The 12,964-nt window shown below is 70.3% G+C and carries 13 protein-coding genes; 8 read left to right on the top strand and 5 right to left on the bottom strand.

Going from position 1 to position 12,964, the window contains the following annotated elements:
- Positions 1-11: 11 nt before the first annotated feature.
- Genes OHS70_RS32570 through OHS70_RS32560 form a run of 3 tightly spaced genes read right to left on the bottom strand, consistent with a single transcriptional unit; the run spans position 12 to position 3,243 of the window.
- The gene (locus tag OHS70_RS32570; protein ID WP_328403421.1) at positions 12-1,091 is read right to left on the bottom strand and encodes a threonine aldolase family protein; all 1,080 of its coding nucleotides are present in this window, start codon (positions 1,089-1,091) and stop codon (positions 12-14) included.
- The gene (locus OHS70_RS32565; protein WP_328406068.1) at positions 1,070-1,819 is read right to left on the bottom strand and encodes an SDR family oxidoreductase; all 750 of its coding nucleotides are present in this window, start codon (positions 1,817-1,819) and stop codon (positions 1,070-1,072) included. Before OHS70_RS32565 ends, OHS70_RS32570 begins: the two co-directional genes overlap by 22 nt.
- A gap of 26 nt (positions 1,820-1,845) precedes the next feature.
- The gene (locus OHS70_RS32560; RefSeq protein ID WP_328403419.1) at positions 1,846-3,243 is read right to left on the bottom strand and encodes a DUF6421 family protein; all 1,398 of its coding nucleotides are present in this window, start codon (positions 3,241-3,243) and stop codon (positions 1,846-1,848) included.
- Between the two features lie 371 nt (positions 3,244-3,614).
- Here OHS70_RS32560 and OHS70_RS32555 point away from each other — a divergent pair, with 371 nt between their 5' ends.
- The gene (locus tag OHS70_RS32555) at positions 3,615-4,298 is read left to right on the top strand and encodes a glycerophosphodiester phosphodiesterase (RefSeq protein ID WP_328403417.1); all 684 of its coding nucleotides are present in this window, start codon (positions 3,615-3,617) and stop codon (positions 4,296-4,298) included.
- 60 nt (positions 4,299-4,358) lie between these two features.
- Here OHS70_RS32555 and OHS70_RS32550 read toward each other — a convergent pair whose 3' ends face one another.
- Positions 4,359-4,910 carry a GNAT family N-acetyltransferase gene (locus OHS70_RS32550; protein WP_328403415.1) on the bottom strand — a complete coding sequence of 184 codons (552 nt, stop codon included), beginning with the start codon at positions 4,908-4,910 and terminating at the stop codon, positions 4,359-4,361.
- A 188-nt stretch (positions 4,911-5,098) separates the two neighbouring features.
- On the opposite strand from OHS70_RS32550, the gene OHS70_RS32545 reads away from it, so the two are divergent.
- The 5 genes from OHS70_RS32545 (at position 5,099) to OHS70_RS32525 (ending at position 9,008) form a co-directional block, all read left to right on the top strand.
- Positions 5,099-5,659 carry a DUF5134 domain-containing protein gene (locus OHS70_RS32545; protein ID WP_328403413.1) on the top strand — a complete coding sequence of 187 codons (561 nt, stop codon included), beginning with the start codon at positions 5,099-5,101 and terminating at the stop codon, positions 5,657-5,659.
- Between the two features lie 131 nt (positions 5,660-5,790).
- On the top strand, positions 5,791-6,726 hold the full coding sequence (locus OHS70_RS32540; protein WP_328403411.1) for a M56 family metallopeptidase: 936 nt from the start codon (positions 5,791-5,793) through the stop codon (positions 6,724-6,726).
- Positions 6,727-6,757: 31 nt separating this feature from the next.
- Positions 6,758-7,456 (top strand): phosphatase PAP2 family protein, encoded by a 699-nt coding sequence (locus OHS70_RS32535; RefSeq protein ID WP_328403409.1) that lies wholly within the window; start codon positions 6,758-6,760, stop codon positions 7,454-7,456.
- A 25-nt stretch (positions 7,457-7,481) separates the two neighbouring features.
- A complete protein-coding gene (locus OHS70_RS32530) occupies positions 7,482-8,213 on the top strand; it encodes an HAD family hydrolase (protein ID WP_328406066.1) in 732 nt (243 codons plus the stop codon).
- Between the two features lie 141 nt (positions 8,214-8,354).
- Positions 8,355-9,008: a TetR/AcrR family transcriptional regulator gene (locus OHS70_RS32525; RefSeq protein WP_328403407.1), complete on the top strand. Its 654-nt coding sequence runs from the start codon at positions 8,355-8,357 to the stop codon at positions 9,006-9,008.
- Here the strand turns inward: OHS70_RS32525 and OHS70_RS32520 are convergent.
- A complete protein-coding gene (locus OHS70_RS32520; RefSeq protein WP_328403405.1) occupies positions 8,984-10,495 on the bottom strand; it encodes an LVIVD repeat-containing protein in 1,512 nt (503 codons plus the stop codon). The two genes, OHS70_RS32525 and OHS70_RS32520, sit on opposite strands and share 25 nt — an antisense overlap.
- A 179-nt stretch (positions 10,496-10,674) precedes the next feature.
- Here OHS70_RS32520 and OHS70_RS32515 point away from each other — a divergent pair, with 179 nt between their 5' ends.
- A complete protein-coding gene (locus OHS70_RS32515) occupies positions 10,675-11,331 on the top strand; it encodes a DUF305 domain-containing protein (protein WP_443062771.1) in 657 nt (218 codons plus the stop codon).
- A 91-nt stretch (positions 11,332-11,422) separates the two neighbouring features.
- Complete coding sequence (locus tag OHS70_RS32510) at positions 11,423-12,775, top strand: FAD-dependent oxidoreductase (protein ID WP_328403401.1); 1,353 nt, start codon at positions 11,423-11,425, stop codon at positions 12,773-12,775.
- Positions 12,776-12,964 lie beyond the last annotated feature (189 nt).

The following is a 12,964-nucleotide window of genomic DNA, read 5'->3' as shown; positions in this document are numbered from 1 at the left end:
TGCATCGCGCGTCAGTGCGCCATCTCTTCCTTCAGTGCCTGGACGAAGGAATCGACATCGTCCTCGCTGGTGTCGAACGAGCACATCCAGCGCACATCACCGGCCGCCTCGTCCCAGAAGTAGAACCGGAACCGCTTCTGCAGCCGCTCGCTCACATCGTGCGGCAGGCGGGCGAAGACGGCGTTGGCCTGTACCGGGTGGAGGATCTCCACGCCGTCGACGCTGCGCACGCCGTCGGCGAGCCGCTGGGCCATGGCGTTGGAGTGCTGTGCGTTGCGCAGCCACAGATCCTTGGCCAGCAGCGCCTCGAGCTGCACCGACACGAAGCGCATCTTGGAGGCGAGTTGCATCGACAGCTTGCGCAGATGCTTCATATGGCTGACCGCGCCCGGGTTGAGCACCACGACGGCCTCACCGAAGAGCATGCCGTTCTTGGTGCCGCCGAAGGTCAGGACGTCGACGCCGACGGCGTTGGTGAAGGCCCGCATCGGGACGTTCAGCGACGCCGCGGCGTTGGCTATCCGGGCTCCGTCGAGATGGACCTTCATCCCGTGGCCGTGCGCGTGGTCGACGATCGCGCGGATCTCGTCCACGGTGTAGACCGTGCCCAGCTCGGTGTTCTGGGTGATCGACACGACCTGCGGCATGGCCCGGTGCTCGTCCTCCCAGCCCCACGCCTGCCGGTCGATGAGCTCGGGCGTGAGCTTGCCGTCCGGGGTCGGTACGGTCAGCAGCTTCAGCCCGCCCATCCGCTCCGGCGCGCCGCCCTCGTCCACGTTGATGTGCGCCGTCTCGGCACAGATCACCGCACCCCAGCGGTCGGTCAGCGCCTGGAGCGCGGTCACATTGGCGCCCGTGCCGTTGAAGACCGGGTAGGCCTGCGCACCCGCCCCGAAGTGACTGTGCATCAGCCGCTGGAGATGGTCGGTGTACTGGTCCTCGCCGTAGGCGACCTGGTGGCCGCCGTTCGCCAGGGTGAGCGCAGCGAGGACCTCGGGGTGGGCGCCGGCGTAGTTGTCGCTGGCGAAGCCCCGTACGTCGGGGTCGTGGTGACGCCGGGCGTCGGTCTTCACGGTTTGGGGGTCAGCCACAGACGCTGTCCATTCGCTTCCTTGGCGGGCCGGTCCCACACTCCGGCGATGGCCTCGGCCAGTTCCTTCACGTCGGTGAAACCCGCGAACTTCGCATTCGGGCGCTCGGCGCGCATGGCGTCGTGCACCAGTGCCTTGACGACCAGGATGGCAGCCGCCGCCTTGGGGCCTTCCTCGCCCCCCGCCTTGCGGAAGTCGTCGGCGAGCGCGAGCGTCCACGCCTCGGCGGCCGACTTCGCGGCGGCGTAGGCGGCGTTGCCCGCGGTGGGCTTGCCGGCACCGGCCGCGCTGATCAGCACGAAGCGGCCCTTGTCGCTGCGCAGCAGACCGTCGTGGAAGGCGAGCGCGGTGTGCGCCACCGTGCGGACCAGCAGCTTGTCCAGCAGATCCCAGTCGGCCATGTCCGTCTCGGCGAACGAGGCGCTGCCGCGCCAGCCGCCGACAAGGTGCACCAGTCCGTCGATCCGGCCGAACTCCTTCTCGGTCTTGTCCGCCCACTCGCGTGTGGCGGCCAGATCGAGGAGGTCGACGGTGTCCCCGGTGACGGTGGCGCCGCCGTGCGCGTACCTGGCCGCGTCCACGGCCTCCGCGAGACGCTCCGCGTTCGCGTCCGATGCGACGACCGTGGCGCCGGCCTCGGCCAGCCGCAGCAGGGCGGCACGGCCCGCAGGCCCCGCCGCTCCGGCAACCGCAATCACTGCGCCGTCCAGGGTGCCGTTCGTGTTCATGGTCGTCGCCTCCTGGGTGGAAAGGTTCACGCGGCTGCTCCGGAGGCGCTGTGTCCGGTGATCCCCTTGGTGGAGGCGATCACGTTCTTCAGCTTCTTGGAAAGCGCCTCATAGAACATGCTCAGCGGAAACTCGTCAGGAAGCACATCGTCCACGAGCTTGCGGGGCGGCTGGTCCAGGTCCAGGGCGTCGGGACCCTTGGCCCAGCGGGAGCCGGGGTGCGGGGCGAGGTAGGCGGAGACCAGGTCGTACGCGGCGAACCAGTGGACCAGCTTGGGGCGGTCGATGCCGTCGCGGTAGAGCTTCTCGATCTCGGCGCAGAGCTGGTTGGTGACCTGCGGGGCCCGCTGCCAGTCGATCTTCAGCTTGTTGTCGGTCCAGCGCACCACGTCGTGCTTGTGGAGGTACGCGAAGAGCAGCTGGCCGCCCATTCCGTCGTAGTTGCGCACCCGGTCGCCGGAGACCGGGAAGCGGAACATCCGGTCGAAGAGCACCGCGTACTGCACGTCGCGGCCGTGCTGGTTGCCCTCGGACTCCAGCTTCACGGCCTCCTTGAAGGCAGTGAGGTCGCAGCGCAGCTCCTCCAGGCCGTACATCCAGAACGGCTGCCGCTGCTTGATCATGAACGGGTCGAAGGGCAGGTCACCGTGGCTGTGGGTACGGTCGTGGACCATGTCCCACAGCACGAAGGCCTTCTCGCAGCGCTCCTGGTCGCCGACCATCTCGCGAATGTCGTCGGGCAGCTCGAGACCGAGGATGCGAACGGCCTCGTCGGTGACGGCACGGAAGCGGGCGGCCTCGCGGTCGCAGAAGATGCCGCCCCAGGTGAAGCGCTCGGGGGCCTCGCGCACGGCGATGGTCTCAGGGAAGAGCACCGCGGAGTTGGTGTCGTACCCCGCGGTGAAGTCCTCGAAGGTGATGCCGCAGAACAGCGGGTTGTCGTAGCGGGTGGCCTCGAGCTCGGCGAGCCACTCCGGCCAGACCATGCGCAGCACGACAGCTTCCAGATTGCGGTCCGGGTTGCCGTTCTGGGTGTACATGGGGAAGACGACCAGGTGCTGCAGGCCGTCCACCCGGTTCGCGGCGGGCTGGAAGGCGAGCAGGGAGTCCAGGAAGTCTGGGACGTCGAAGGCGCCGTCAGCCCACTTCTTCAGGTCGCCGACGAGCGCGGCGTGGTACAAGGCGTCGTGCGGGAGCAGGGGGGACAGCTCCTCGACAGCGGCGATCAGCCGCTCGACCGCGTACTCGGCCGCGGCGCGCACCGGGGCACCCTCGGCATCGAAGTCGATCGAGCCATCCTTGGACTGCCAGGGCCGGATCTCCTCGACGGCGCTCTTGAGCTTGGGCCAGCTCGGGTGGTCCACCACGCGGGTGGCGTGGGATATGCCCTTCGCAGCCACGTCCTGCACAAGAATTTCCGTCATGTCACTTCCTTCACGGGAGAACCTCGCGTCAAGACACCGTATCCATCGCGCGTTCTTTCATACAAGTAGAGCCAGGGGAAATTATCCTGCCTGTTCCCCTGATCACAACAATTCTTGCGGCAGGACCCCGGGACCGCGGTGGCTTCCTTGCTCCCGCCGACATGTCAAGAGCGGGAGTGACGCGCCCACGGGCGAGTGACACAGCAAGCGGCTGTCGAGGCTGCGGGGCCGTGCGGAGCCCGGCCCCGCAGCCTCGACAGCTCTGCGCAGGGGCGGTTCCATCGCCGGTGCGGGCCACTAGGCTGCGTCCTTGCCGCGTGGGCGCCGGGCGCGCCCGCGCGCGAGCCGCCGTCGACGGAAGCGAGAGAATCTTGACTTTCTTCACCATCGGTCATCGCGGGGTCATGGGCGTCGAGCCGGAGAACACCCTGCGTTCCTTCGTCCGCGCCGAGCAGTGCGGCATGGACGCCATCGAGCTGGATCTGCACCTCAGCAAGGACGGCGCGCTCGCCGTCATGCACGACGCGGACGTGGACCGTACGACCGACGGAAAAGGCCCCATCGCCGAGAAGACACTCGCGGAGCTGCGGGAGCTCGACGCGGGCAAGGGCGAGCGGGTTCCGGTCTTCGAGGAGGTGCTCGATGCGGTCCGCTCCCCGCTCCAGGCCGAGATCAAGGATGTGGCGGCGGCCCGGGCGCTGGCCGATGTGATGCACCGCCGCGATCTCGTGCACCGCGTCGAGGTGTCGTCGTTCCACGACGAAGCCGTCGCCGAGATCGCGACCCTGGTGCCGGGTGTGCGCACGGTGCTGATCGCCAGCCGCTGGGGCTCGGACATCGTGGACCGTGCGAAGGCGGTGGGCGCGCTCTCGCTGGCGCTGAACATCCGCCGCCTGACCCTGGAGACCGTGGAGCACGCGCACGCCGAAGGGCTCAAGGTGATCGGCTGGGTGGTGAACACCCAGGAGCACCTGCGCCTGGTGCGCGCCTTCGAACTCGACGGAGCGACCACCGACTTTCCCGAGATCAGGCGCACGGGGCGGTTCACGGCGTAGCAGCCGGCACGCGGCGGGGCGGCCGGGCCCGGGGCCGCGCACGGTCCCCGGCCGGGTGTCCTAGGACAGTTCCTTCACCAGCAGCTCGAAGGCGAGATCGTCGCGCCGCGGGATGCCGAAGCGCTCGTCGCCGTACGGGAACGGGCTCAGCTCTCCCGTACGGCGGTAGCCGCGCCGCTCGTACCAGGCGATCAGCTCGTCCCTGACCGATATCACCGTCATCTGCATCTGCCGCACGGCCCACAGCTCGCGTGCGCTGCGCTCGGCCTCGGCGATGATCCGGCGGCCCAGGCCGGCGCCCTGGAGTTCGGGGCGCACCGCGAACATCCCGAAGTAGGCTGCGTCGCCGCGGTGTTCGAGCTGACAGCAGGCGATCGGCACACCGTCGCACTCGACGATCATCAGCCGGCTGCAGGGGGCGGTGATCACCGCGCGTACGCCCTCGGGGTCGGTTCGCTGCCCGCCGAGGATGTCCGCCTCCGTGGTCCAGCCGGCCCGGCTCGCGTCGCCGCGGTAGGCCGACTCGATCAGCGGGACGAGCACCTCCACATCCGCCTCGACTGCGTCGCGGTAGATGAGTTCGGCGGTGTCCCGGGGCGGGGCGGTGTCCATACGGTGCGTCTCCGTTCCACTGGATGCGGCTCCGTCGAGAGTAACGGGGCGCTCCTCGGGCCTTCGGGGCGGTACGCCCGCGGGTGGGTCTGTGCCCCCGCCGTGCTCCCCCCGTACACCCGTGCGCTCGTGTACGACGCGCGGCGCCGGGCATCGACACCGCGACGGCGTTGTCGGGGGAGGTGCCTGTGCACGGACCTGCGATGTCCGGCTGGCTGCTCGTGTCGCTGTGCACCGCGAGCGGGGCGTACTGCCTGGTGCGGATGCGCAGTTGCTCGGGAGAAGCGCGCGAGGCAGCGGGAGGCGAGGCGCTGATGAGCTTCGGCATGGCCGCCATGGCCGTGCCCGTGGCCGTGCTCGCCCTGCCGCGGTGGTGCTGGATGCTCTTCGCGGCGCTCTTCGTCGCCGCAGGGGTCCGCACCGCATGGCCCGGCCGGCGCAGCCACCGTCATCTGCACCATCTCGTCGGCTGCCTGGCCATGGTCTACATGGCGCTGTCGATGGCCCCGGGCGGCGCGGGGCACCCGGCGCCGGGGCACACCACCGCGGGCGTTCCACTGCTCACCGGCGCGCTGCTGGTCTACTTCGCCGGCTATGTGCTGCGCTCCGGAGTGCGGCTGATACCGCTCCCCTCCCCCGCGGGCGGGCCGGTCCCGCCGGCCGTCGCCTGGGGAGCCCGTCCCGAACTGGCGCAGGCCTGCAGACTCTCCATGGGCATCGCCACGGTGGCGATGCTGCTCGCGCTCTGAGCGGCGGCACAGCGCTCTCGCCCCGGCCCGGCGCGGCCGAAGCACGGCGCAGCACGGCCGAACCGTGGCGTGCATCACTTGACGCGCGCGGCCATACCCGTGAGTAGCCCCGCGCTCATAGGCTGGTTCCCATGGTGGTCTCCCTGGCACTGCTGCTGCTCGGCGCACTTCTCGCCGTGGCGGCCCCGCGTCTGGTGTCACGGGGGGACTGGCGGGAGCGCGAACCGGTGGTGGCGCTGTGGGTGTGGCAGTGCATGGTGGCCACCGTGCTGCTCTCGTTCGCCCTGTCCATGACTCTCAGTGCGGCAGCCGCCTGGCAGCTCGTCCGCGGCCATGTCTTCGCGCCCGCGCCGCACGGCGTGGTGGAGGCCTATGCCCTGGGCTCGAACGGGCCCTGGTCCGCATTGCTCGCGGTGGCGCTGGCATGCTGCGGCCTGTGGACCGGCGCGATGCTCACCCGGGAGATCCGCCGAGCGCAGACACGGCACCGCAAGCGCCGCGCGGAGCTGCTCGTGCGCGCCCCGCTGCTGCCGGGCGAAGAGCCGGGAGGCGAGCCGCTGGTGGTCCTGGAGGGGGAACGCCCCGAGGCCTGGTGGCTGCCCGGCAGCACACCGCAACTGGTCGTCACGACGTCCGCGGTGCGCCGATTGAAGGGGCTCCAGCTCGATGCCGTGCTGGCGCACGAGGAGGGCCATGCGCGGGCGCGCCACGACTGGCTGCTGCACTGTTCCGCCGCGCTGGCCAACGGGTTCCCGCAGATTCCGGTGTTCGCCGCGTTCCGTGACGAGATGCACCGGTTGGTGGAGCTCGCGGCGGACGATGTGGCCTCACGGCGCTTCGGCCGGCTCACGGTCGCGCTGGCGCTGGTCGAACTCAACGAGGACCGCGGAGTGTTCGGACCGTGCCCGACGCCGGACGCCGAGCTTCCACAGCGGGTCAACCGGCTGCTGGCCCCGGTGCCCCGGCTCACCACGGGCCGCCGGTTGCGGCTGACGGCGGCCGCGGCGCTGGTCCCCGTCATTCCGTTGCTGGTGGCCTTCGTACCGGGCCTGCGCGCGCTGGGATAGATCCGGGACTGCGATTGGGCAGGATCGGTGCATGCACTCCGCTCGCCCGGCCGCCGCGCGGCCCACACCGTCCCCGCCGCCGCACTCCCCGGTCACCGTCCCGGCCCGTACCGCCCTCGTGATCGCGGCCCTTTCCGTGATTCTGGTGGTACCGGTCGCCGTCGATTGGTTGCCGCTGGTCTCCTTCGACCGGGCCGTGAGCGACGCCCTGCACCGCTCGGCGGTGGCCGAGCCCGGCTTCACCCGGGCCAATCGGGTGTTCTCGGACTGGGTGTGGGACCCCTGGACGATGCGCGCGCTGGTCGCGCTGGCCGCCGTATGGCTCTGGCTGCACCGTGAGCGGCTGCTCGCGATGTGGGTCGTCGCCACGAGTGCGATCGGCACCGCCGCCCAGCAGGGTCTGAAGGCCGCCGTGGGGCGGGAGCGCCCCTCCTGGCCGGACCCCGTGGACTCGGCGCGCTACGCGGCGTACCCGTCCGGTCATGCGATGACCGCGGCGGTCACCTGCGGGCTGCTGCTGTGGCTGCTGCGGCGCCACGGGGTGGACGGTCAGCTGTGGGGCTGGTGCGTCGCGGTCGCCGCGGTCTCGGTGGCCGGGGTGGGTTTCACCCGGGTCCATCTCGGCGTGCACTGGCCGACGGACGTCCTGGGCGGCTGGCTGCTCGGGGTGTGCCTGGTGGCCGCCGCCGTCGCCTCGTACGAACAGGTGGCCTTGTCCCGGGGCCACTGACCCCGGAAGGATCGACGGCATGACGATCAAGGCAGTCCTCTTCGATTTCTCCGGCACGCTGCTGCGCATCGAATCGACGACGTCCTGGCTGCGAGCCACGCTGGCGGCGCGCGGCGAGACCTGGCCCGAGGCGGAACTGGTCCGCTGCGCCCATGAGCTGGAAGTCGCGGGGGCGCTGCCGGGCGGGGCGTCGCCGATGCGGCTGCCGCAGCGGCTTTCCGCCCTGTGGGCGACCCGGGACGAGAGCTCCGAGCGTCACCGGGCCGCCTACACGGGCCTGGCCCGCCAAGTGGCGCTGCCGGACGAGGATCTGTACGACGCGCTATACGACCGCCATATGACGCCCGCGGCCTGGCGGCCCTACCCCGACGCCGCCGAGGTGCTGCGCGGACTGCGGGAGCGCGGGGTGGGCGTCGGGGTGGTGAGCAACATCGGCTGGGATCTGCGGCCGGTCTTCCGCGCCCATGGACTCGACGCCCTGGTCGACGGCTACACGCTGTCGTACGAGCACGGGGTGCAGAAGCCTGACGCCCGGCTGTTCCGCGCCGCGTGCGAAGTGCTGGGCCGCAATCCGGGCGAGGTACTGATGGTGGGAGACGACCGGCGGGCGGACGGCGGAGCGGTGGCCGTGGGATGCGCGGTGCACTTCGTGGACCATCTGCCGGTCGACGAGCGCCCCGCGGGGCTTCGCCCGGTGCTGGAAATCGTGGACCGCGGCGGGGCCGCCGCGTCCGCGGACGGCACGGGAGCACACTGAAGGCATGAGAAGCCCACCCGAACCGGACGATCCCCCGCGTCGCCCGGTTCGGGCAGCAGCCCGCCTCACCGGACCCTGACGGGTCCTGGACGGGATGCGCTGAATATACTGGCTCGGAGCCAGTCAACGCAGGAGTCCAGCATGTCCCCGCGGAGCGCATCGGTCAATGAAGAACTTCGTCGGCGTTCCCGGGAGCGGCTGCTGCAGGCGACGTGGGAGCTGGTCGACCAGCACGGATACGAGGCCACGACGCTCGGCGACATCGCGGACCGGGCGGGCTGCGCCCGCGGACTGGTCTCGTACTACTTCCCGGGAAAACGTCAGCTGCTGCAGTCGGCCGTGCACCGGCTCATGCATCTGACGCTTCAGGCCGCTCTGGAACGCGAGCCGCGCACGGACGACGGGCGGGAGCGGCTGGCGCGCGCCATCGACGCCATCCTCGGACTCGCGGCCGACCGTCCGGTGCTCATGCGTACGCATATGGCGGGAATCCTGCAGGCCGACGGATTCGTCCAGTGCCCGGAGCAGCAGCGACTGGCACATCTGCTGCGGGACACCGTGGAGCGCTACGGATCGCGGGACATCGACACCGACTATCCGCTGCTGCGCGCCCTGCTGATGGGCGCGGTCGTCGCGGTCCTGCTGCCCGGTGCGCCGATGCCCCGCGCGCGGCTGCGCGCGGAGCTGTTCCAGCGGTACGGGCTGGACTGGGAGCTCGGCGTGCCGCCGGGTGGACCGCCACCCGGCGGCACGCCTGTTCAGCGCCGGAATCAGTCGTCGAAGTCGTCGAAGTAGTCCGGCTGGGTCTGCACATTGAGCTCGTGCATCCGTACCCACCTGCCGGCGTCGGTGCGCCGGTCATTGATCTTGAGTACGTCGAAGCCCTTGGCGATGTCGTTGGAGTAGATGTAGCCGTTGTAGTAGTACGCCGACCAGGATCCGCCGGTGGTGAGCGTGGTCGCGCTGACCGGACCGCGCTCGAAGTAGCCGATCTCCTTCGGCTCGGCCGAGTTGGTGAAGTCCCACACCGAGACGCCGCCCTGGTACCAGGCCTGCACCATGATGTCGCGGCCCTTGACCGGGATCAGCGAGCCGTTGTGGGCCACGCAGTTCTCGGTGTTTGCCTGGTGCCGGTCGATCTTGAAGTAGCTGCGGAAGACCAGCTTGCGCCGGTCGCCCTTGCCGACGATGTCGTAGATGCCGTCCGCACCGCGGTTCGGGCCGATCTCGGCGTTGCAGGTGGCGCCGACGCCACCACCGAGCTCATCGGTGAAGACGACCTTGTTGGCCCGCTGGTTGAACGTCGCCGAGTGCCAGAACGCGAAGTTGACGTTGTCCTGGACCTGGTCGATGACCCTCGGGTGCTCCGGATCCTCGATGTCGAACAGGATGCCGTCACCCATGCACGCGCCCGCGGCAAGGTCCTTGGAGGGCAGGACCGTGATGTCGTGGCAGCCGGTGGTCTTGGAGACGCCCGGGTTGGCCGGCCCGCCGGGGTTGCCGCCGCCGTCGGGACCCTCCCCCGGGAAAAGCACCGGGAAGTTCACGATCGCGGCCCTCTCGGGGGCCTTGCGCGGCACCTTGATGACGGAGATCCCGTCGTGCGGCGGCTGGCAGTCCGGGAACGCGGCGTTGGGCGAGTACGAGGAGACGTAGACGTAGACGTTCCTGCGCTCAGGCACGAGGGTGTGCGTGTGCGAGCCGCACGCGGTCTCGACGGCGGCGACGTACTTCGGGTTGCGCTTGTCGCTGATGTCGAAGATCTTCATGCCCTCCCACGACGCCTTCTCCGTCGCCGGCTGGGACACGCTGTTGCACGAGTTGTCGCTGCGTGAGGAGTCGGTGGACAGGAAGAGCAGGTCACCGGAGACGCTGATGTCGTTCTGCGATCCGGGGCACAGCACCTGCGCCACGGTCTTCGGGGCCCTGGGGTTGGAGATGTCGAAGATCCGGAAACCGTCGTAGTTGCCGGCGAAGGCGTACTTGCCCTGGAAGGCGAGGTCCGAGTTGGTGCCCGGCAGCGCCTCCTTGGGGATGTTGGCCAGATGCTGGATGTTGTCGCTGTGGACGACCTCGTCCACGCCCGGTATCTCGCCGCTCGTGAGCGCCGCTCGGGTTTCGGCCGCCTGGCTCGAGGAGACCTTGCCGCCGGCCGCGGTGTCACCGGGGTCCGGGATCGCGGCCGCGGGTCCCGCGGTCAGCAGTGTGGCGAGCAGCCCGGCCGCGGCTGCGGCCACGCCCAGACGTCTGCGCCGCACTCGGGTGGTGTGCAACAGGGTCACTGCGTCCTCCCTTGTATCCGTTCGTAGTTGAACGGTTCACGGACCCCGGCAGTATGTTCCCTTGCATGCACATCTCAACAGATGGCAACACAGACGTAATGAAGGTTTTTGATCAACTCCACTCGCAGGCATGCTAGGACGGTCACCGAAACGACCAAGTGCCACAGGAGGTCTCCGTGTTGAACCGCAGCAAGACCCCGTGTGTCCGCCGGTCGGCCGTCGCAGCCGCGGTCGCCGGTGCCGTACTCGCCCTGGCGGCCTGCGAGTCGGGATCCGGCTCTGACGCCAAGGCCAAGGAGGGTGCCGGCCCCGCCGTGGTGGCGCCGGGAAAGCCGGGTGAGCCCGCCAGGACGCTCTCCGCCGAGGAGGCGGCCGAGGCCGCCCCCGACGACAGCCCCAACTCCGCCGACTTCACCTACGCGCGCATGATGATCACTCACCATCGGCAGGCGATCGAGATGACCGCCCTTGCGACGGATCGCGCGGAATCCACACAGGTCAAGCGGCTGGCGGCGCGCATCGCCGCCGCTCAGCAGCCGGAGGTGGATGCGATGGAAGGTTGGCTGAAAAACAACGGTGGGGAGAAGGCAGGGGGCGGGCACGACCATGGCGCGATGCCTGGGATGGCCACAAAGGCCCAGCTGGCCCAGTTGCGCGCGGCCAAGGGCGAGGCTTTCGACCAGCTCTTCCTGACACTGATGATCACCCACCACCAGGGCGCCGTCACCATGGCGGTCGAAGTCCTCTCGGACGGGAACAACGTGCTGGTCGAGGAGATGGCCAACGAGGTGATCGCGCAGCAGACGAGTGAGATCGGCCGGATGCAGCAGATGTGACACGACGTGGGCGTGACGACACGGCCCGGCATCTGCCCAGCACCGCGCGCCGGTGCGATGCTGGAATCCCCTTCGGGAAGGAGCGCCGGCCGTGCTTCGTGTCGCCGTCGTCGGATCGGGACCCAGCGGGGTCTATGCCGCCCAGGCCCTCACTCAGCAGTTGCGGGTGCCCGAGGTGCGCGTGCACATCCTCGACCGGCTCCCCTGCCCGTACGGTCTGGTGCGCTACGGGGTCGCACCCGACCACGAGAAGATCAAGTCGCTGCAGAACAATCTGCGCTCCGTACTCGAGGACGAGCGCATAGAGTTCATCGGCAATGTCGAGGTGGGCGCGCACGGCATCGGCCCCCGGGAGCTGCTCGAGCTCTACCACGCGGTCATATACTGCGTCGGGGCCGCCCAGGACCGCAGGCTCGGCATTCCCGGCGAGGATCTGCCCGGCAGCCACTCGGCGACCGAATTCGTCGCCTGGTACAGCGCCCACCCCGATGCCGTCGCCGGCGACTTCGCTCTGGGGGCACGTTCCGCGGTCGTGATCGGCGTCGGCAACGTGGCCGTCGACGTGGCCCGGATCCTGGCGCGCGGCGCCGACGAGCTGCGGCCGACCGATGTCCCGCAGGGCGCACTCGGCGCACTGGAGGCCAGCCAGGTGCGCGAGGTGCACATGGTGGGCCGACGCGGCCCTGCCCAGGCCAAGTTCACCACCAAGGAGCTGCGCGAGCTCGGATCCCTGCCGTCCGCCGACGTCCGGGTGGAGCAGTCGGACCTGGCCCTGGAGCCCGCGTACACGACACAGGACACCACCTTGTCCGCGGCCGCCCGGCGCAATCTGGAGGTCGTACGGGGCTGGGCCACGCGCCCGCCGCAGGTACGGCCGCGCACGATCCGGGTGCGCTTCTTCCTGCGGCCGGTGGAACTGCTGGAGCGGGACGGCAGGGTGTCGGGGGTGCGTTTCGAACGGACCGCGCCCGACGGCGAGGGCGGAGTGCGGGGCACGGGCAGCTACGAGGACCTCGAGGCGCAGCTGGTGCTGCGGGCGGTGGGGTACCGGGGCGTGCCCATGCCCGGACTTCCCTTCGACGCCGCCCACGGCACGGTCCCGAACGCCGGGGGCCGGGTGCTGCGGGAGGGCGAGCACGCGCCCGGCGAGTATGTGGCCGGGTGGATCAAGCGCGGCCCTACCGGTGTGATCGGCACCAACCGCCCGTGTGCCAAGGAGACCGTGTCGGCGCTGCTCGACGACGCGCCGCAACTGGCGCTGCGCACGGTTGCCGACGACCCGCTGGCGCGGCTGCGCGAGGCGGGGCACCGCCCGGTGCAGTGGCCGGGCTGGCTGGCCATCGAACGGGCCGAGGCGGAGCTCGGGCGCACGCTGGGCCGGGGTTCGGTCAAGATCGCGGACTGGTCCGGCCTGCTGGCCGCCGCGGACGCCGGCAGCAGGTGACGGCGGCGGCCCCGAAGGGCCGGCGGCGGTGCGGCGGGTCCAGGGCGCCGGTACCGGCCGGCTGCCCCGGGGTTTCACGGCCGCCCTGCCCGGGTTTCCCGCGCCCGATGAATTCCGGCTTCCCCACAACCGATGAATTCCGGCCGCGCGCCAGGTCTGACATGCCGGGCCGATCTGCGCCGAGAAGCT

Origin of the sequence: Streptomyces sp. NBC_00390 (genome assembly GCF_036057275.1) — a bacterium.
Lineage (GTDB): Bacteria > Actinomycetota > Actinomycetes > Streptomycetales > Streptomycetaceae > Streptomyces.
This window is presented reverse-complemented; position numbering and strand designations above follow the sequence as displayed.

Bases quoted from the DNA above. Each gene is read 5' to 3' on its own strand.
- OHS70_RS32565 (WP_328406068.1), bottom strand. From the start codon at position 1,819: ATGAACACGAACGGCACCCTGGACGGCGCAGTGATTGCGGTTGCCGGA.
- OHS70_RS32560 (WP_328403419.1), bottom strand. From the start codon at position 3,243: ATGACGGAAATTCTTGTGCAGGACGTGGCTGCGAAGGGCATATCCCAC.
- OHS70_RS32550 (WP_328403415.1), bottom strand. From the start codon at position 4,910: ATGGACACCGCCCCGCCCCGGGACACCGCCGAACTCATCTACCGCGAC.
- OHS70_RS32540 (WP_328403411.1), top strand. From the start codon at position 5,791: ATGGTGGTCTCCCTGGCACTGCTGCTGCTCGGCGCACTTCTCGCCGTG.
- OHS70_RS32535 (WP_328403409.1), top strand. From the start codon at position 6,758: ATGCACTCCGCTCGCCCGGCCGCCGCGCGGCCCACACCGTCCCCGCCG.
- OHS70_RS32525 (WP_328403407.1), top strand. From the start codon at position 8,355: ATGTCCCCGCGGAGCGCATCGGTCAATGAAGAACTTCGTCGGCGTTCC.